The sequence below is a fragment of the Selenomonas sp. AE3005 genome (assembly GCF_000686945.1).
In the GTDB taxonomy this organism is placed as follows: Bacteria; Bacillota; Negativicutes; order Selenomonadales; family Selenomonadaceae; genus Selenomonas_A.
This window is the reverse complement of record NZ_JMME01000005.1, coordinates 60,917-79,263: the sequence shown is the minus strand read 5'-3', so window position 1 is coordinate 79,263 and position 18,347 is coordinate 60,917. Positions and strand designations below refer to the sequence as shown.

Below are 18,347 nucleotides of genomic sequence, written 5' to 3'. Positions count from 1 at the left end.
TCTACCAGTGAAAGCGTTTGATAACATTGGTTAAATTGTTGTTCATGTACTCCAAAAGGCTCATAGCCTTGGCGTATTCCATACGGGTAGGTCCCAGCACCGCAATAGTACCTAACAGCTCACCATCCAAATGATAGGTCGCTGTGATAATACTGCTGTCCTTGAAGTGGCTGTCCTCATTTTCCTGACCGATGGTGACCTCAAGGCCATCACCGATATGCGCGCGGAGGATATCCTTCATCAGTTCTTCCTCTTCCAGCGTCATAAGGATATGCTTGACCTTTTCCACATCGTGGAACTCCGGCTGCTCGAGCAGCTGTGTGGTACCGCCCAGATAGAGCCGTTCGTGGCGGCCCGAATCCAAAGCGCGCTGAATGATGGCCAGAGCCGATTCATACAACGACTCATCCCGGATTTCATCACGGATTTCCGCCAGGGAATGGTGTTCAATGGACTTAAGCGTATGACCGGTCAGATTCTTATTAATCACCGCCGCCAGGCGCTGAAAGTCTTCAAAAACCGCCCCGTCAGGCATTTCCATGATTTTGTTCTCGATGAAACCGGCATCAGTCATCAAAACCGTAATCACGCGCCTGTCGTCTAAGGGCAGGAACTGCAGGCAGCGGAACTGCGCCTGCGTCATCTGTGGTGCCAGCACCAGCGAAACATTTTTCGTCACGGCAGAAATAATTTTCGCCGTTTCCTCAAAGACCTGCTCAATGCGTTTGACTCTGGTTTTATACCAGCGGTCAATGATGGCCTTTTCCTCATCGCTGACCGGCTGCGGCGGAATAAGACCGTCCACATAAAACCGATAGCCCTTCGATGAAGGAACTCTGCCCGATGAGGTATGCAGATGCTGCAAATACCCCAGCATTTCCAAATCCGCCATTTCATTGCGGATAGTGGCCGGACTCACTCCCAAATCATACTTGCGGGCCAGCGTCCGGGAGCCTACAGGCTCTGCCGATTCGATATAATCATCGATAACGGCCTTTAGCACACGCTGTTTGCGTTCGTCTAACTCGCCTGCCATCTGCTCCCCCCTTTCAGGTATCGCTGTTAGCACTCTGAAATAGTGAGTGCTAATTTCAATCTATAAGCATGATACCGCGAATAAAACAAAAAGTCAAGAGATAAAAAGGCAAAAAGTCAAAAGCTCTGTTCAAAACTTGCCAGGGAGGCCTCTGTACCTATTATATAAAGACAGTCCGCAGCCGCAAATCTATACGTCGGTGATGGTGTTACAAAAACTTCACTGCCATGCCTGATAGCAATGACCACCACATTAAACTGCTTGCGCAGATCTGCCTCCAGCAGATTTTTCCCCACCAGGGCCTTGGGCGTCACGACTTTTATGACTTTTATGTTGGCGTCGATATCAATGTAATCCACGGCATTATCCGATACCAGGTGCATCACCGTGCGTTTGGCCATATCACGCTCAGAAAAAATAACCTTGGTCGCGCCCAGGCTCCGGGCCATTTCAGCATGGCGTTCGTCAATCGCCTTGACCACGATTTCCGGCACCTGCCGCTCTTTACAGAGCATAGTCGCCATCAGACTGGCCTCCAGATTTTTCGAGGCGATGATAACCGTATCAAAGCTGCCAATTCCCACCTGGTCCATGGCGCGGGCGTCACGCATATCAAAACTGACCACCTGTGAAAGTTCTTCTGACAGGTTGGCTACTACGTTGGTATCCATATCCGCCCCCAACACCTCATAGCCCATATTTTCCAACGTCAGGGCAGCGCTTATACCAAAGCGTCCGAGCCCCAAAACTGCAAATTGCCGTTTGCTTGCCATAAAATCCCTTCCTTATCCAATCATGATATTTTCTTCCGGGTGTTTGATGGTGGAATTCTTCTGCTTGATGAAGGCCAGCAGGAATGTCATAATCCCCACGCGCCCCAGCAGCATAGTCAGGGCCAAAAGTCCCTTGCCCCAGTCATTCCAGTTCAGGGTAATACCTATCCCCATGCCCACGGTGCCAAAAGCCGATACCGTTTCAAAGATTACTTCTTCCAGGTCGTGCACTTCGCCATCAATGGCCGAAAGTATCATACCCATGCTGACTACCCAAATAGTACCGATGGTAAAAATGGCAAAAGCCTGGTCACGCAGGTCCTTGGAGATAGCCCTCCCAAAGACCGTCAGCTCACTTTCCCCACGGAACACCGCCCATACGGAGCGCAAAATGACGAAAAAGGTCGTGCTCTTGATACCGCCGCCGGTGGACAAGGGCGACGCCCCGATAAACATCAGGATAATCATCACCAGCTGCGTAATCTGCATGGACTGTGCCAGGTCAAAACTGTTAAAACCGGCCGTCCGGCAGGAAATCGACATAAAAGCCGCATGCGCCACCTGTTGCCCCACGGGCATAGTCCCTATCGTTTTGTCATTGCCCGTTTCCACGGCAAAAATCAACGCCGTCCCCAGTACCAGCAGCAGCGTATTGCTGACGAGTACGATTTTGGTATGCAGCGAATACTTGCGCCAGCTTTTACAATGCAGCACATCATAAATGACCGTAAAACCAATACCGCCTAAAATAATTGGCAGGCCTATACCGGCCAGGAGGAAAATATCGTCAGGCCGGCCGCACAGACTGTCATAATTGCCAAACAGGTCAAAGCCGGCATTGCAAAAGGCCGACACCGCATGAAAAATCCCATACCCCAGGGCCTGCCACCAGCCGAATTCCGGATAAAAATGACATGTCAACACCAGCGCAAAAAAGCCCTCTATCGCCAGCGTGTATAAAATCACCCGGCGGATTAAATCAAATAAGCCGGCCCGGCCGCTCTGATTCAGGGACTCCTGTAAAATCAGGCTTTGTTTCAGCTGAAAACGATAGCCCATCGTATGCGCAGCCATCGTGGCCAAGGTCATAATCCCCAGGCCGCCCACCTGTATCAGCATGAGCAGGACACACTTGCCAAAGAAACTCAGCTCGTTCTTGGCATCGACTACCGTCAGGCCTGTAACGCAGGACGCTGATGTGGACACAAACAAGGCGTCCATGGTCGGCAGGCCCTCGCCGCTTACTGTACTGACCGGCAGCATCAGCAGGAAGGTTCCCAGGCCAATCATCAGCACAAAGCTGAGGATAATCGTCTGCGTAGGTTTCAACCGAAATTTTTGCTGGGCTCTGATATCAGCCCCTCTTTTCATCCCTCAATCCCCCTTAAATATCTTTTAGAATCGCGAACGGCAGGTGATTTCGTAAATCACCTGCCGTAAAAATTTTATTCCATTACCACAATGGCCTCAATTTCACACAAGGCCCCAGCCGGCAGGTCTTTTACCGCCACACAGCTCCTAGCAGGTTTGCTGATGAAATGTTTGGCATAAACTTCGTTAAACGCTTTAAAATCAGCAATCTCTGCTAAAAAGCAGGTTGTCTTAACAACCTTGCTCATATCTGTACCGGCAGCTGCCAGCACAGCCTCGATATTCCGGCAGCACTGCTCAGCCTGCTCCTCAATAGTCACAGCGACAATTTTCCCCTCAGCCGGATTGATGGCAATCTGCCCGGAAAGGTATAAGGTATTGCCTGCCTTAACAGCCTGGCTATAGGGCCCTACTGCAGCCGGAGCCTTATCGGTATGAATGACCTGCATGATAATTCCTCCTCATAATGAAAGTGCATACTATAATTACTGTACCTTATTTATTTTACTCCAACAACTGAAATGTTACAAGATTTCTCCGCCGGCAGGCATGTAATATCCCCGACAGCAAATCGCTGTACCGCCACAGACTTTTTAAATTAACGGACAAATGGCCTTTTCTTATTTGTTATTTTTTCATATAATAAATGTATCGTTTAGAATTTATTTCACAGAAAGAAGGAATTAAACATGGCAACTCCTCATATTGGCGCTGAAAAAGGCGATATCGCAGAACGCATCCTGCTCCCCGGTGACCCCCTCCGGGCTAAGTTCATCGCTGAAAATTTCCTCGATGATGTAAAGCAGTACACGTCTGTACGCAATATCTTAGGTTTCACTGGTAAATATAAAGGCGTTCCTGTTTCCGTACAGGGCACCGGCATGGGCATGCCTTCCATCTCCATCTACACTCATGAACTCATTCACAGCTTTGGTTGCAAAAAGCTGTTCCGCGTAGGTACCTGCGGTGGTATGCATCCCGATGTAAAACTCCGTGACGTCCTCATTGCTCAGGCAGCCAGCACGGATTCTTCCATGATCCGCAACATCTTCGGCGGCAGCATCAACTACTGCCCCATCGCTGACTACGACCTGCTGTCCAAGGCCGTTGCCAACACGAAAAAGTTAAACCTCAAAGCAACGGTCGGCAACATTATCTCCGTTGACCGTTTCTATGATGAAGAAATCGACAGTGAAAAGCTGCGTAAATACGGCATTCTCGCTGTTGAAATGGAGGCTGCAGCTCTCTATACGCTGGCTGCTGAGGCTCATGTACAGGCTCTGGCCCTCTTCACCGTCAGCGACCATCTCCTGACCGGCGAGGCTTGCTCTGCTGAAGAACGTCAGACGACCTTCAACGACATGATTAAGATTGCCCTCGAAACCGCTATCGAAGACTAATTCTCGCTGGCTGATTCGCTTTCCGGCAAAACTATAAAGCCCGGCAATACCATTCTTGGCGTCAAACGCTAAGAATGGTATTGCCGGGCTTTTTTGCATATTGCAGTTTGTCGGTCAATTCGTTCTTAAAAGTATCCCGTTAATACGTGCCCGGGGTTCACGGGGGAGTAATTTTTCTGCCCCCGCTAAACGACACACCTCGAAAAAGATAGCTGTCCAGTTACCTGCGCCGGGCAGGCCAACGGCGCTCCTTTCAGCGTAGTTGCTTAGCTGCGTACTACAGTGTGCCGGCCTTCGCTGCGCTCAGGCGGTCGCTCCTCGCATAAAAATCACTCCCCCGTTCGCCCCCACAAACGGTCTGAACAATTGCCACGAACTCGTTCTCCCGTTACAAGAACATCGATGTGCTTGTTACCTGTCACTGCGAAAAAGTCGTTTTATATGGACGTTGCTTAGGGCGGAGGTGGTGATGCTTTTCGCAGTGGAACGACTGTCCGAACGCAGTGAGGACTGGCCCACAAACAACAGCCCCCTGGATATTGAGATGAATAATCGCGCCGCTGGCCTGCCCGGCGCAAGGTAGCTAAAAAGTGCTGTCGTTTGCTAGTGGGCCATTCAGTGCAACAGCGAAAAGTATTACCACCTCCGCCCGACTGAGCTGTAACAAAAATATTTCAGCACGTATTGACCGTCAAACTCCAATTTGTATATGTGTCTTTATGCCTCTGTGAGGAACGCCATATACCCTTTCTTGACCTCATACACATCAATCTTACTGGTCACTTCCCACGGAGCGTGCATGCTCATTACGCCCACACCGCTGTCGATGACCTGCATGCCGTAGAGGCTCATGATATAGGCAATGGTACCGCCACCGCCTAAATCAACCTTGCCCAGTTCGGCCAGCTGATAGTGGACATTGTGCTTATCCATCATGGCACGCAGTTCCCCGAGGTACTCGGCATTGGCATCATTGGAACCGGACTTGCCACGGGCGCCGGTGAATTTGTTGAACACCATGCCCTTGCCTAAGTATGCCACGTTCTTCTTGTCATAGGAGCTGGCATAGAGGGGGTCATAGGCACTTGACACGTCAGAGGAGAGCATTTTGCTGTTGGCCAGCAGGCGGCGCAGGGACAGTTCACTATATACGCCACAGGCATTCATCACCTCAGCCACAGTGTTTTCAAAGAACCGGGACTGCATACCCGTAGCCCCGACACTGCCGATTTCTTCCTTATCCACCAGCAGGCAGCAGGAAGTACGCTGAACCTTTTCCATATCGAGCATCGCACGCAGCGAGGTATAAGAGCAGACTCTGTCGTCCTGGCCATAGGCCATAATCATACTGCGGTCAAAGCCAAGTTCCCGGGCTTTGCCAGCCGGTACGAGCGTCAGTTCTGCCGACTGGAAGTCATCTTCCTCAATATCATATTTATCTTTAATCAGCTGCAGGACGCCGTCCTTCACGCTTTCCTTGTCATCTTTTTTCAGCGGATAATTGCCCACCAGAATATCAAGGCTTTCCCCTTCGATAACCTTGGCGGCATTTTTCTTCATCTGTTCCTGCGAGAGGTGAATCAGCAGGTCAGTAACGCAGAATACCGGGTCATTATCCTCTTCGCCAATGCAGATTTCTACGACCGTGCCGTCCTTCTTGGCCACCACGCCATGCAGGGCCAAGGGCAGCGTTACCCACTGATACTTCTTGATACCGCCATAATAATGAGTATCAAGATAAGCCAGGCCGCCTTCCTCATAAAGCGGATTCTGTTTCACGTCCAGACGGCAGGTGTCAATATGAGCGCCCAGGATATTCATGCCCTGTTCCAGCGGTTCCGTACCGATATTGAAGAGCACAAGCGCCTTTTCCATATTGACGGCATAGACCTTGTCCCCGGCCTTGAGCGTTTCACCGTTCTTGATGACCGCCGTCAGATTGCGATAGCCGGCAGCCTCAGCCTGCTTTACCGCCTCTTTGACACTTTCCCGTTCCGTTTTGCAGTTGGTCAGGAACTCACGATAGCCGGCATTTAATTCTTCCAGCTCGGCTTTTTCGGCCTCAGTATATTGATTCCACAGAGAAGTTTTTTTCTCGTCACTCATCTTCTATGCCTCCATATCCAGATTGAAATATTCATTTAAAATGGCGATAAAGTCCTCACGCTTTTCCGCCCGATTGAATTTATCACGTAAAATCGCGCCGTGGGTGATACCTCTGGTATACCAGGTCGCATGCTTGCGCATTTCCCGGGGGCCGATATAATCCCCCTTGTATTTCAGGAGCAAATCCAAATGGCGCACAATGACGGCCGCCCGTTCCTGCAGCGTCGGTGGCGGCAGGACTTCGCCCGTGCGCAGGTAATGCGTCAGCTGCTTAAAAATCCAGGGATTGCCCTGCGCGCCGCGGCCAATCATAACCCCGTCCGCGCCGGTGGTATCCATGATACGCTGTAAATCCTTGCAGGTGCGCACATCACCGTTGGCAATGACGGGCACCTTCACGGCTTTTTTTACCTCGGCGATTATCTGCCAGTCAGCCTGTCCGCTGTAAAACTGCTCACGAGTACGGCCGTGCACAGCGATGGCATCGACGCCGGCCGCCTCGGCAATTTTAGCAATTTCGAGTACATTGACATGCTGGTCGTCCCAGCCCTTGCGCATCTTCACGGTAAACGGCATTTTCACCGCCTTGCGGATAGCAGACAATATTTCATAAACCTTATCGGGAGCCAGCATTAAAGCCGAACCTTCCCCGTTTTTGACGATTTTCGGTGCCGGACAGCCCATATTGAAATCCAGGATATCAGCCGTCCCGAGTTCTTCCACATAGCTGGCAGCCTCGGCCGCCATTTCCGGGGAATTGGCAAAAATCTGCATGGCCAGCGGTCGTTCCCCCGGCTCCGAGGCCAGCATGGACAGCGTCCGCTCATTGCGGAAGTGAATGCCCTGCGAGCTGACCATTTCCGCATAGCAGAGCGGACAGCCCATATCATGGGCAATAATGCGGTAAGCCGTGTCAGTGACACCGGCCATCGGTGCCAAAAACACGGGCTCACTAAAAGAATATTTTCCGATTTTCATACTTGCTTTTTTTCCTTATGAATTGCGTTCTGCGCCGTCCCGCTTGTCGGCATTGCGCTCGTAGAGCGCCTGCAGGCCTGTCAGCGTCAGGAAGTGGTCAACCTTATCGATGGTAGCGGATTCCTTGGCAATCATACGTGCCAGGCCGCCCGTGGCGATAACCTGCATTTCCTGCCCAAATTCGGTCTTGATACGGCGGACGATTTCATCAATCTGCCCTACATAGCCAAAAATAATCCCGGCCTGCATACCCTGAATAGTGTTGCGGCAGATAATCTGCTTGGGCGGTACCAGCTCAATACGGGGCAGCTGCGCCGCCGTCTGGAACAGGGCGTCGGCACTCGTGCCAATACCCGGGGCGATAACGCCGCCCATGAAATCGCCATCAGCACCCACTACATCATAAGTCGTCGCCGTGCCGATATCGATGACAATCAGCGGGCCGCCATACTGTTCATAAGCCCCCACTACATTGACAATACGGTCAGCACCGATAGCCCGGGGATTTTCATAATGCAGCTTTATCCCCGTCTTGATACCGGGGCCTACCACCAATGGTTTCAAATGGAAATAACGCTCACACATCTTCACCATAGGCACCACCAGGGGCGGCACAACGGAAGAAATGATAATGGCATGAATATCATTCATGCTGATTCCCTGATAGCGGAACAAGTCATTCATCAGCATACCGTACTCATCGCCGGTCTTTTGCCGGTCCGTAGAAATACGCCAATGTTTCATCAGTTTTTTGCCTTCGTAAGTCCCCATGACAATGTTACTATTGCCAATATCTAAAACCAGTAACAAATTATTGTCCTCCTGCTATATTACCATTTACCATTTTTTGGTCTTATTGATACATCCCCGGCCAATACGCGCTGACGGCCTGCTGCTGTATCCACCAGCAGCGCTCCCTCGTCGTCAATATCTACGGCCTTGCCATAATATACTTCACCGTCCCGGACGCCAATGACTTTGACCTCCTGCCCCAGGGTGATACTGTACTGCCGCCACTCCTTAAGCACCGGTGCAAAGCCTTCTACCTGCACCTTGGCGTATAAATCATCAAGCGCCCTGAGCACCGCCTGAAAGAACTTCACCCGTGGCAGGTTTTCGCCCTTCATCTGTGACAGGGACGTAGCCACGCTGCGCAATTCCTCCGGAAATTCTTCCGGGGCAATATTTACATTTATACCAGTACCGATGACGATATAATTGATACCGTCCATTTCAGCACTCATTTCCGTGAGAATCCCCACGAGCTTTTTATTATCATAAAGCAGGTCATTAGGCCATTTTATCCCCGGCTTAAGGCCGAATTCCGTCATGGCCCGGGCTACGGCTACTGCCGCCAGCAGCGTGCACTTGGGTGCCTCCTGCGGCAAAAACTTCGGCCGCAAAACAACCGAAAACCAAATACCCTTGCCCTTAGGCGAAAAGAACTGCCGTTCCAGTCGTCCCTTGCCGCCGGTCTGGCTCTCGGCCACTACTACTGTACCTTCTGCGGCCCCTTCTCTGGCCAGGCGCTTGGCTGCGTTATTGGTGGAATCTATCTCTTCATGACAAATAATCCTGCAGCCGATGGTTTTAGTTTCCAGCCCATTGCTAATCTCACCAGACAGCATGGCGTCAGGTGCCTCGCGCAAAATGTAGCCATTGCGCGCCAGACTTTCTATGTTATAGCCCTGACTGCGCATTTCCTTGATATGTTTCCAGACCGCAGCCCGGGACACACCCAATTTTTCGGCCATTTCTTCGCCGGACATATATTTATTACCGCTTTGACGCAGTATCTGCAAAATTTTGTTACGCAAGGCCACCCCTCCGGATTGCTTTATTTTACACTATACGATTATAACACCATTGTTCCCGTTTTGTCGAAACAAAAAAGAATCCCGTGCAGGCCATCTTTGAGCCTGTCACGGGTTTCTTCTGCCGAAATTGAAAACGTATGGCTGTTATTTCTTATCTTTTAACCACTGCGCAATCTTCTCATAATTGAAATACATTTTATCAGCCTGCTCACCGAAGGGATAATCCACCTTTACGGCATGCTCATCGCTGACAACACTGCCATTTACCATTCTGCTGAATTTTAACCAGCCGGACATGGCCGCTACATGGCCGCTACATGGCCGTAGATACCTGCCGTTATCACTGGCTCTTTGCTTATACATTTACAAATGAAGGTTCACAAAATCCCGGATTTCCTTAAAGGAATCAATGCTATCCTTTAGCTCCGGCAAAAGCAGGGCAAAGTCATGCGACATGCCCGGGTAAACAGTCAAGGTCACAACCGTACCGTCGGCAGCCGCCTTTTTCGCCAAGGCAACGCTTTCGTCCAAAAACATTTCATAGCCGCCAGCCTGAATCAACATAGGCGGCAAGCCCTGCAAATTGGCATACAGCGGAGATATGCGCGCATCTTTAGCCGCTAAGCCCTTGCCATAGGAAGGCTTGGCCACTTCGTTATACATGCGCGGATTGATTTTCCCAAGAATCAAATCGCGGTCAGCATTATTCTTCCGTGAAGGGAGATTTGTCTCAAAAGTCGTCCAGGGAGAGATAAGAATCAAGGCCCCCGGCTGCGGTTTGTTATGTTCACGCAAGTAGAGGGATAAAGCTAAGGCAAGGTTGCCGCCGGCCGAATCGCCAAATACCACAATATCCTGCGGCGCATTGCCCTGCGCCAAAATATCTTCATAGGCCTGAACAGCGTCATCCAGAGCAGCAGGATAAGTATGCGCAGGTGCCGTGCGGTAATCTACCAGATAGGCCTTACGGGCATTTGTCAGTACCATCTGCTTTACGCCCAGGGCGCGATGACCGTTCCCCAGCCCGTTGATATAACCGCCGCCATGCAGCTGCAAAACCACTCTATTAGTTTTTGCCTGCGGATTTACCAGCTTTTCGACGTTGCAGCTGCCTATGTCATAGCTTTCATACTGCCAGCCATCCGGTGCCGTAAAAGGTTTTACTGCCGTTGGCGTATTAGCTGCCGGCCGGAAGATTTTCCCCATCTTCTCCTGCACATAGGCCTGCTTGGCCGCAGCGTCCAACTGCAGACCGGAATCAGGCAGGCTCCATGCCGGAGCCGCCCAAGCCGTCATGCCGGCGGCCGTAAGCCAGGCGCTGAAAATCCCTGCCGCGAGCAGCCGCGCTAACCGTCCTTTTATGTTAGTTTTCATTTCCTTTTCTCTCCTTACTCCATCTTCTTTTCCCATTCACGAATAGTGGAAACTTCAACTTTGTCAGCCAGCGTTTCCAGACGTTTGGAATCAGTATTGACACCGTGTCATTATTATAAAATATAACTGACACGGTGTCAATATAAAATAATATTTACGTATGCACATTATTTACCAGTCACCGCCATCGTCATAGGTATCGCTGCCCCAGTCGGAACCGCTGTCATAACTGTCATAGCCGTCATCATGGTAATCATCGCTGTCGTCATAGCTATCATCATAGCTGTCATAATCGTTATAGTCATCATGCTCATAATCGTCATCATGGTCCACATCGTAATCGTAATTGTAATCTCTGTCCTCCCAGTCATCATAGTCGTGGTCATTGTACTCATTATATATGTTGTTATTTATAGTTTCATGCGCCTCGCTCTTATGATTGCCGGTCAACATGTGCCCCAGGATTGTTCCAGCCACCATACCGCCCGCGATATTGCGCAGGGTATGGTCATTTGCCCTGCACTCCTGCCCACGTGGCAGCGGCCGGGCAGGACGGACAGCTCCTGTTGCCTGAGGTCTGCTTATTTGACTGTCATGTTGACCAGTCAAGGATTTCTGTACCACCTTCGGCTCTTTCTCCGCACCGTCATTACGATGATTTGCCCCAAATATCACCCAGCCTAAAAAAATTCCGATACCGATTAGTGCTATTGTTCCCATGTTTACGCCCCCTGCATTCTCTCTATACTATAAGGTTTCTCTTTTCATCAGCAAGTTTCCTGCAAAAGTTTCCAGTATCTCAGCACATACAAATTGCCAGATATAACTTAAGAACACTCCCTTTCCTGCCGATAATATATTGGGATATATTTGGCTAAGTGCGTTCTTATAGGAGGGATTAGCATGCTTATCGGACGAGCAGCAGACGGCAGCAATATAAATGTAAGTGCCGCCATAGATACCGCCAAGGCTGTGCAGCATCAGCAGGAAACGTCTGCGCAGCAGGACTCCCCTGCGTATCAGGTGGAACTGAGCGGGGCGAAGGAAAGCTATAAAAGCCATTGGATTGAACGCGGGTCAACGGCCTATCTGCCCCACCGTGCTGACCAGAGTCTGGAAGATGAACTGGCCGAATTGCAGGCAGGGATAGATGAGATTTTGTCGCGCCCCAGAACAGGCATGGTTAAGCCTGCTAATGCCACGCTGGACAATCTCGATGGCAAGATAGAAGTGGTTGACCTTACCCCTTTGCTGAAAAAGGAGCTTACCCCGGAAGAAAAAGCCATCCGGGCAGAGCTTGACCGATTATCCCAAAACAATCGCCCTGGCTATATCGGTAATATAAAATTAAACCTTGATGCCAACGGCAAGCTGACCCGCCCCAACATCACTACCATAAAAAGCCAGCACTACACTTGGACTTTTGCAGAGGGCCTGAAGGAAAACACCGCAATAAGCAAAGCCGCCGATGTGCAGACTGTTACGGATAAACTGCAAAACACCCTGAAACAGAACATCAGTGACACCATCAGCGATATTTTGAAACCATACACCAGCTATTCAGAAGCTTACGATGTTCTCAAAGACAATAATGTTACCGTGATGACTTATGCCCAAGCCGGAGATACCGTGCTGGAAAATTCCAAAGAAATTTCCGGCGGCCTCTTTGGCCAATTGGCCAGCCAGCTGAATGATTACGCCAAAAACTTCGGTACAGATGATAAATTCTTTGAGGATATAAAAACTGCTTTTGGCGTTATTACTGGTGATAACCCCGATAAAAATCCCCTGCTGACCCAGATAGAGAAAATGGTACGTTATGTTCAGGGCGGCGGTGAGCTGGACATTAAAGACAAAAAATATCAGGAGGATGTGGAGGCCGCCATCGCCAAAGCCTATAAAAAGAAAAACAACGCCCTAAATGTGGAACCGAACAAAAAGAAAACCCAGGAAACTGTCCAAACGGATACCAGTTATCTGGATAATCTGCGCCAGCAGTTTGAGCAGACTGCCGAAATGTTGGATAAGATGACCGGCAAGCAGAATGAGGAAAATCAGCATAAAGTCAAAACTGCCCGGGATGTTTTGGACAGCCGTGCCCCTGAGGACAGTTTCGATATAGACTTCCATCAGCGGCTGGCCCATGTAGACGACAGGAGTGCCCCCGTCACCGATACTTCTCATGGCATCTTTGACCATACAAAGCCCACGGATGCCCTGACCGAAAATGATACCAATGAACTGTCTGCCTTGCAGGCTGGCTGGAATGATTACGTCCAGAGCCATAACCTTATCGATACCAGTAAAGTTACATCCGTTTTCCTGTCCTGACAACAGAGGGCGGCTGACTGGTCATTTGACCAGTCAGCCGCCCTCTTTACGCTTAGCATAGCAAATATTTACATGTAATCGGCAGAAGTTTTCTTCTTCTGCTGTTTGAATATACCAAGTTTCGCGGCAATCCATTCCATGGCTACGAAGAACACAGGAATCAGGAAAATACCCAAAGCCGTGGCAAAGAGCATACCGCCGACAACGGCCACGCCCATGCCGTTACGGGCAGCCGCACCGGCACCAGTAGCAATCGCCAACGGCAGACAGCCGATGATGAAAGCAAAGGACGTCATGAGGATAGGACGCAGGCGCAGGCCGGCAGCCTCAATAGCTGCTTTGACCGGTTCCATGCCCCTGTCCACACGTACCTTGGCGAACTCAACAATGAGAATAGCGTTCTTAGCTGCCAGACCGATAATCATGATGATACCAATCTGCATGTAAACGCTGTTCTGCAGGCCGGCATTTTTAATGCCGAACAGACCTTCCAGCAGGCCCAGGCCATACTCGGAAAGCAATGCGCCCATGATGCCTGTCGGCACCGTCAGCAGGACGGCAAAGGGAACGCTCCAGCTTTCATAAAGAGCTGCCAGGCACAGGAATACGAATACGAGTGCCAGCGCCAGCACCTGCAAGGTCGAACTGGAGGCCTTGGCCTCTTCACGGCTCTGGCCGGACCATTCAATATTGAAACCGTTCGGAGCGTTCTGCTCTACAACTTCCTTGATGGCGGCCATGGCCTGACCGGAGGAATAACCTTCCCCGGCGCTGCCCTGAATATTTATCGCCCGGGCACCGTTGAAACGGGAAATCGAAGTCGGGCCGGAACTTACACGGGGTTTTAAGAGAGTGTCCAAAGGCACCATCGTGCCAGTAGAGCTCTTCACATAGACAAACTTCATGCCGTCCGTTTCACTGCGGTAACTCATATCAGACTGCAGCATTACCTTGTAGGTACGGCCGAACTGGTTGAAGTCATTGACCTGCGCGCCACCGAAGTTCACCTGCATGGCCGTGAACACATCGGACATGCTGACGCCGAGCTGTTTGACCTTTTCACGGTCAATATCGTATTCATAGGTCGGCGCCGTCATCTTAAAGGTCGTACGCACACCTTTGAGCTCCGGCCGCTGGTTGGCAGCCGCTACGATTTTACCGGTAATGTCAGCCAGTTCCTGGTCCGTATGACCAGACATATCCTGCAGCTGCAGGCTCCAGCCGCCTACAGAACCAAGACCGGGCAAAGCCGGCGGATTCATGGCGATAACCGTGGCCTCCGGAGCAAGTTTGGCACCAATACCGAACATGGTGCCTACAGCAGCGCCGACAGATTCAGCACCACTGCGCTGTGACCAGTCTTTCATACCCAGAACTACCAGACCGGCGCTGGGCTTGGCACCGCCGCCCAAAATATCAAAACCGGTGATAGCCATGACATTTTCCACGCCTTTAACCTCTTTGGCGGCCGTGGCTACCTTATCAATGGTTTTCTGGGTGACATTCATAGACGTACCTTCCGGCAGCTGTACTACCGTAAAGAGATACCCCTGGTCCTCGTCAGGCACGAAGGTCGACGGCAATACTTTGTAAAGCGCTGCGGAGATAATGCAGACGATTATCATAAAGAGAATTGCCAGACGCGTACGGCGGATAAACTTGGCCACAATGCCCATATAACCGCGTTTCGTACGTTCAAACCAATCGTTGAACTTCACGAAGAACTGACCGAGAACGCCTTCATCGTCTTTAGCCTCATGGCGTTTCAAAATCATGGCACACAAGGCCGGCGTCAGAGTCAGGGCCACAAAGGCCGAGAGAGCCATAGACACGGCAATGGTCAGAGCGAACTGACGGTAGAGAATACCGGTCATGCCGCCCAGGAAAGCTACCGGCACAAACACAGCTGCCAGTACGAAGGCGATAGCCACAACCGGCCCCTGCACTTCGGCCATGGCGCGTTCAGTCGCATCAACCGGAGTCAGACCTTCTTCCATGTGCTTTTCGACATTTTCGATAACAACGATAGCATCATCGACAACCAGGCCGATAGCCAAAACCATGGCGAACAGTGTCAGTGTGTTGATGGAGAACCCCAGCACCACGAAAGCCGCCATAGTACCAATAAGGGATACCGGCACGGCCAGCAGCGGAATCAGCGTTGCCCGCCAGCTCTGGAGGAACAGGAAGATAACGAGTACCACCAGCAAGAGGGCTTCCAGGAAAGTTTCCACTACTTCCTTAATAGACGCATTGATATAATTCGTGGAGTCAAAAATCTGGGCCATCTCAAGTTTCGGCGGCAAGGTCGGTTTGGCCTTTTCGAGCACTTCACGCACACCTGCTACCGTCTGCATAGCATTGGCATCACTTGTCAGATTGACACCGAAACCTACAGAGGGATAGCCGTTAAACTTGGAAATAATCGAACTGGATTTTTCCCCGGTTTCCACGCGGGCCACGTCCTTAAGACGAACGAATTTACCTTTATCGGAACGCAGGACGATATTGCCGAATTCTTCCGGCGTAACCAGACGGCCGGCGATTTTACCGGTGTACTGCTTTTCCTGACCGTTAGCTACCGGCATAGCACCGACAGTACCGGCCGGTGCCTGTACATTCTGTTCCTTGATGGCCGATGTTACATCGGCAACTGTCAAGCCCAGCTCTGCAAGTTTATCCGGATTCAGCCAAATACGCATAGCGTAGTCGGAACCGAAAATCTGCACATCACCAACGCCGGACACACGCTTAAGTTCATCGAGCAGATAAATATCAGCGTAGTTTTTCATAAAGGCGCGGTCATAAGTGCCATCCGGTGAATAAATGGACAACATGTACGCCATGTCGTTAGAAGATTTTTTAGTGGTAACACCCACCTGCTGTACATCGGAAGGCAGGCTGGCGTTGGCGATGGCGACGTTATTCTGCACCTTTACGGCGTCCATATCGCCATCAGTTCCCGTCTCAAAGACTACAGACAGGCTGTAACGGCCGCTGTCGTCCGAGTTGGAACTCATATAATCCATGCCCTGGGTACCATTGACCTGCTGCTCGATTATCTGTGCCACCGTATCATTGATAACGGAGGCGCTGGCCCCGGTGTAGGACGTACCTACTGATACCGTTGGGGGCGAAATCTGCGGATACTGGGCGATTGGCAGCTGGAAAGCAGCCAAAATGCCCACAATCACGATGATAATCGAGATTACAATGGCAAATATCGGGCGGTGAATAAAGAACTTAGACAAATCGCCGCCTCCTTATTTATTTGAAGAACCAGCAATCGCATTGGAGTTGAACTTGCTCATATCAGTAATCAGCGAGAAACCCATGTCGTCAGCCGTTACCATGGTAACATTGAGGGCGACACCTTCCTGCAGATTGGACAGGCCTTCTACTACCACCACGTCAGCCGTAGTAAGACCATCTTTAATCACGTAGTAGCTGCCAACCTTGCTGCCCAGTGTTACATTGCGAGCCTCGGACTTGCCGTCACCATTGACCACCATGACAAAGGATTTACCCAGGAGCTGCTGCACAGCACGCTGCGGCACCAGAATGGCATTGGGAATGGTCTGTCCGGACAGGCGGACACGCGCGAACATACCCGGCATCAGCAGACCGTTGGGATTGTTAAACAAAGCCTTAACCGTCAGCGTACCGGTATTTTCCGACAGGGCACGGTCAGATTCTACAATCTCACCTTCCAGCGGATACTGTGTTCCGTCAGACATAGTTATGGTAACTATGGGTTTTACCTGATTGCCCCCCTGCATCAAAGCGCCCATATAGCTGAGATAATCCGTTTCCGAAATATTAAACTTGGCATAAACGGGATTGGAGGAACCAATGGTCACCAGATTGGTATTACCGGCGGTAACAAAAGTACCCACAGCCACATCATCGACAGCCAGCTGCCCGCTCATCGGAGCATAAATCGTGGTGTCCGCCAAATCCTGACGGGCTTTAATGTACAGGGCATTAGCTGCATCAGCTGCTGCCTGATAAGCATTTACTGTTGATGCCTGCGTATCATAGGTCTGCCGGGAGATGGCACTGGCTTTTACCAGGTCGGCATAACGGCCCAAATCGTTCTGAGCATTGCCCAGCGTAGCCATAGCCTGAGCTAAATTAGCCTGAGCCTGCCAAACAGCGGACTGATACTGACGGTCATCAATGCGGTAAAGCGGCTGGCCGGCCTCTACCCACTGGCCACCTTTAACGTATTTTTCCACCACATTACCTGATACCTTGGACTGAACCTTAACCTCGTCCTTGCCGACAATCTGTCCGGCAAATTCACTGGTAAGCGGCGTGTCCTGCTGAATTACCTGCATTGCTTTGACCTGTGCGCCTTGCATTTGTGCCGCCTGCTGTTTATCTGCACCGCAGCCAACCACCACAAAGCTAGTGGCAACGGCTAAAGACACACCAATCAACAACGCCCTTGTCTTCTTGTTTTTAGGCAAAAACAATTTATGAACCTCCTTTTTGTCCATAAACACAAAGCAAGAGAGCGCACGGCTCCCCTCCCAATGCTTATGACAACATTACATTTCTAAACCATAGCGGAATAGTAAATAAATGTTTACTATTTGTGTTATCTATAGTATATTATATTTAGTTAAAAGTCAAGTTTAAAGGAGTTTTATCATGGCAGCCCAGACACAGCCCAGCTTATCCCAACAATTTGTGGAAATCATGGTGCTTTTACATAACAAATTTGGCAGACAGACACAGGTTCCCCTGCCGCTCAATCAGTTCGGTGTACTCTGCACCCTGATGGATACCACTGGTCTGGGCATTACTGATATCAGCCGTCAGCTCAATATCTCCAAGCAGCAGATGACCAACATCATCGAAAAGCTGGTCAGCGCCGGTTATGTGAGCAAAGAGCCCGACCGCCATGACCGCCGCCGTCTGGTCATCACCATCACGACCAAAGGCAAAAAACTGCTGGATAAGCATCTCGAACAGTTCCGTTTTCAGTTTGAAAGCCACGCCCAAAACCTCACCAACAATGAGCGCACCGAGCTGGCCACCATTCTGCAGCGCTACTACGAGCTCATCAACAAAATGTTTTCGTTATAATATAGATGAAAGTCAGCAAAAGGCCCGGTATAACCTTTTCTGAAACGTTTGACGCATAGCGCCTCCG

Annotated in this window: 16 protein-coding genes; 3 read left to right on the top strand and 13 right to left on the bottom strand. The window is 50.6% G+C overall.

The window, feature by feature from the left end; translation table 11 throughout:
* Position 1: 1 nt before the first annotated feature.
* The 4 genes from hrcA to DL94_RS0104550 all read right to left on the bottom strand — a co-directional run bounded on the left by hrcA (position 2) and on the right by DL94_RS0104550 (position 3,629).
* The gene (gene hrcA / locus DL94_RS0104565) at positions 2–1,036 is read right to left on the bottom strand and encodes a heat-inducible transcriptional repressor HrcA (RefSeq protein ID WP_028129129.1); all 1,035 of its coding nucleotides are present in this window, start codon (positions 1,034–1,036) and stop codon (positions 2–4) included.
* A gap of 116 nt (positions 1,037–1,152) precedes the next feature.
* The gene (locus tag DL94_RS0104560) at positions 1,153–1,809 is read right to left on the bottom strand and encodes a potassium channel family protein (RefSeq protein ID WP_028129128.1); all 657 of its coding nucleotides are present in this window, start codon (positions 1,807–1,809) and stop codon (positions 1,153–1,155) included.
* A gap of 12 nt (positions 1,810–1,821) precedes the next feature.
* On the bottom strand, positions 1,822–3,180 hold the full coding sequence (locus tag DL94_RS0104555; protein WP_037371307.1) for a TrkH family potassium uptake protein: 1,359 nt from the start codon (positions 3,178–3,180) through the stop codon (positions 1,822–1,824).
* 74 nt (positions 3,181–3,254) lie between these two features.
* Entirely contained in the window at positions 3,255–3,629 is a 375-nt protein-coding gene (locus tag DL94_RS0104550; RefSeq protein ID WP_028129126.1) for a RidA family protein, read from the bottom strand.
* A 240-nt stretch (positions 3,630–3,869) separates the two neighbouring features.
* On the opposite strand from DL94_RS0104550, the gene deoD reads away from it, so the two are divergent.
* Complete coding sequence (deoD, locus tag DL94_RS0104545) at positions 3,870–4,580, top strand: purine-nucleoside phosphorylase (protein WP_028129125.1); 711 nt, start codon at positions 3,870–3,872, stop codon at positions 4,578–4,580.
* A gap of 717 nt (positions 4,581–5,297) precedes the next feature.
* Here the strand turns inward: deoD and DL94_RS0104535 are convergent.
* The 7 genes from DL94_RS0104535 to DL94_RS15190 all read right to left on the bottom strand — a co-directional run bounded on the left by DL94_RS0104535 (position 5,298) and on the right by DL94_RS15190 (position 11,575).
* Positions 5,298–6,686, bottom strand: a complete 1,389-nt coding sequence (locus tag DL94_RS0104535; protein ID WP_028129124.1) for an aminopeptidase — start codon at positions 6,684–6,686, stop codon at positions 5,298–5,300.
* A 3-nt stretch (positions 6,687–6,689) separates the two neighbouring features.
* Positions 6,690–7,664 (bottom strand): tRNA dihydrouridine synthase DusB, encoded by a 975-nt coding sequence (gene dusB / locus DL94_RS0104530; protein ID WP_028129123.1) that lies wholly within the window; start codon positions 7,662–7,664, stop codon positions 6,690–6,692.
* 15 nt (positions 7,665–7,679) lie between these two features.
* Positions 7,680–8,474 carry a type III pantothenate kinase gene (locus DL94_RS0104525; RefSeq protein WP_028129122.1) on the bottom strand — a complete coding sequence of 265 codons (795 nt, stop codon included), beginning with the start codon at positions 8,472–8,474 and terminating at the stop codon, positions 7,680–7,682.
* Between the two features lie 20 nt (positions 8,475–8,494).
* The gene (locus DL94_RS0104520) at positions 8,495–9,481 is read right to left on the bottom strand and encodes a biotin--[acetyl-CoA-carboxylase] ligase (protein ID WP_028129121.1); all 987 of its coding nucleotides are present in this window, start codon (positions 9,479–9,481) and stop codon (positions 8,495–8,497) included.
* A 144-nt stretch (positions 9,482–9,625) separates the two neighbouring features.
* Complete coding sequence (locus tag DL94_RS16005) at positions 9,626–9,844, bottom strand: hypothetical protein (RefSeq protein WP_156031680.1); 219 nt, start codon at positions 9,842–9,844, stop codon at positions 9,626–9,628.
* Complete coding sequence (locus tag DL94_RS0104510; RefSeq protein WP_037371303.1) at positions 9,845–10,855, bottom strand: alpha/beta hydrolase; 1,011 nt, start codon at positions 10,853–10,855, stop codon at positions 9,845–9,847.
* 171 nt (positions 10,856–11,026) lie between these two features.
* A complete protein-coding gene (locus DL94_RS15190) occupies positions 11,027–11,575 on the bottom strand; it encodes a hypothetical protein (RefSeq protein WP_051586309.1) in 549 nt (182 codons plus the stop codon).
* A gap of 183 nt (positions 11,576–11,758) precedes the next feature.
* On the opposite strand from DL94_RS15190, the gene DL94_RS0104500 reads away from it, so the two are divergent.
* Positions 11,759–13,186, top strand: coding sequence for a hypothetical protein (locus DL94_RS0104500; protein ID WP_028129119.1), 1,428 nt, complete (start codon positions 11,759–11,761; stop codon positions 13,184–13,186).
* A 68-nt stretch (positions 13,187–13,254) separates the two neighbouring features.
* Here the strand turns inward: DL94_RS0104500 and DL94_RS0104495 are convergent, their stop codons facing one another.
* Both DL94_RS0104495 and DL94_RS0104490 read right to left on the bottom strand, forming a co-directional pair.
* On the bottom strand, positions 13,255–16,437 hold the full coding sequence (locus DL94_RS0104495) for an efflux RND transporter permease subunit (RefSeq protein ID WP_028129118.1): 3,183 nt from the start codon (positions 16,435–16,437) through the stop codon (positions 13,255–13,257).
* A 12-nt stretch (positions 16,438–16,449) separates the two neighbouring features.
* Complete coding sequence (locus DL94_RS0104490) at positions 16,450–17,658, bottom strand: efflux RND transporter periplasmic adaptor subunit (protein WP_081798770.1); 1,209 nt, start codon at positions 17,656–17,658, stop codon at positions 16,450–16,452.
* Between the two features lie 184 nt (positions 17,659–17,842).
* Here DL94_RS0104490 and DL94_RS14245 point away from each other — a divergent pair, with 184 nt between their 5' ends.
* Positions 17,843–18,280, top strand: coding sequence for a MarR family winged helix-turn-helix transcriptional regulator (locus tag DL94_RS14245; RefSeq protein ID WP_051586308.1), 438 nt, complete (start codon positions 17,843–17,845; stop codon positions 18,278–18,280).
* Positions 18,281–18,347: the final 67 nt, after the last annotated feature.

Coding starts and splice junctions, on each gene's coding strand:
- hrcA (WP_028129129.1), bottom strand. CDS start 1,036: ATGGCAGGCGAGTTAGACGAACGCAAACAGCGTGTGCTAAAGGCCGTT.
- DL94_RS0104560 (WP_028129128.1), bottom strand. CDS start 1,809: ATGGCAAGCAAACGGCAATTTGCAGTTTTGGGGCTCGGACGCTTTGGT.
- DL94_RS0104555 (WP_037371307.1), bottom strand. CDS start 3,180: ATGAAAAGAGGGGCTGATATCAGAGCCCAGCAAAAATTTCGGTTGAAA.
- DL94_RS0104550 (WP_028129126.1), bottom strand. CDS start 3,629: ATGCAGGTCATTCATACCGATAAGGCTCCGGCTGCAGTAGGGCCCTAT.
- deoD (WP_028129125.1), top strand. CDS start 3,870: ATGGCAACTCCTCATATTGGCGCTGAAAAAGGCGATATCGCAGAACGC.
- DL94_RS0104535 (WP_028129124.1), bottom strand. CDS start 6,686: ATGAGTGACGAGAAAAAAACTTCTCTGTGGAATCAATATACTGAGGCC.
- dusB (WP_028129123.1), bottom strand. CDS start 7,664: ATGAAAATCGGAAAATATTCTTTTAGTGAGCCCGTGTTTTTGGCACCG.
- DL94_RS16005 (WP_156031680.1), bottom strand. CDS start 9,844: ATGTATAAGCAAAGAGCCAGTGATAACGGCAGGTATCTACGGCCATGT.
- DL94_RS0104510 (WP_037371303.1), bottom strand. CDS start 10,855: ATGAAAACTAACATAAAAGGACGGTTAGCGCGGCTGCTCGCGGCAGGG.
- DL94_RS15190 (WP_051586309.1), bottom strand. CDS start 11,575: ATGGGAACAATAGCACTAATCGGTATCGGAATTTTTTTAGGCTGGGTG.
- DL94_RS0104500 (WP_028129119.1), top strand. CDS start 11,759: ATGCTTATCGGACGAGCAGCAGACGGCAGCAATATAAATGTAAGTGCC.
- DL94_RS14245 (WP_051586308.1), top strand. CDS start 17,843: ATGGCAGCCCAGACACAGCCCAGCTTATCCCAACAATTTGTGGAAATC.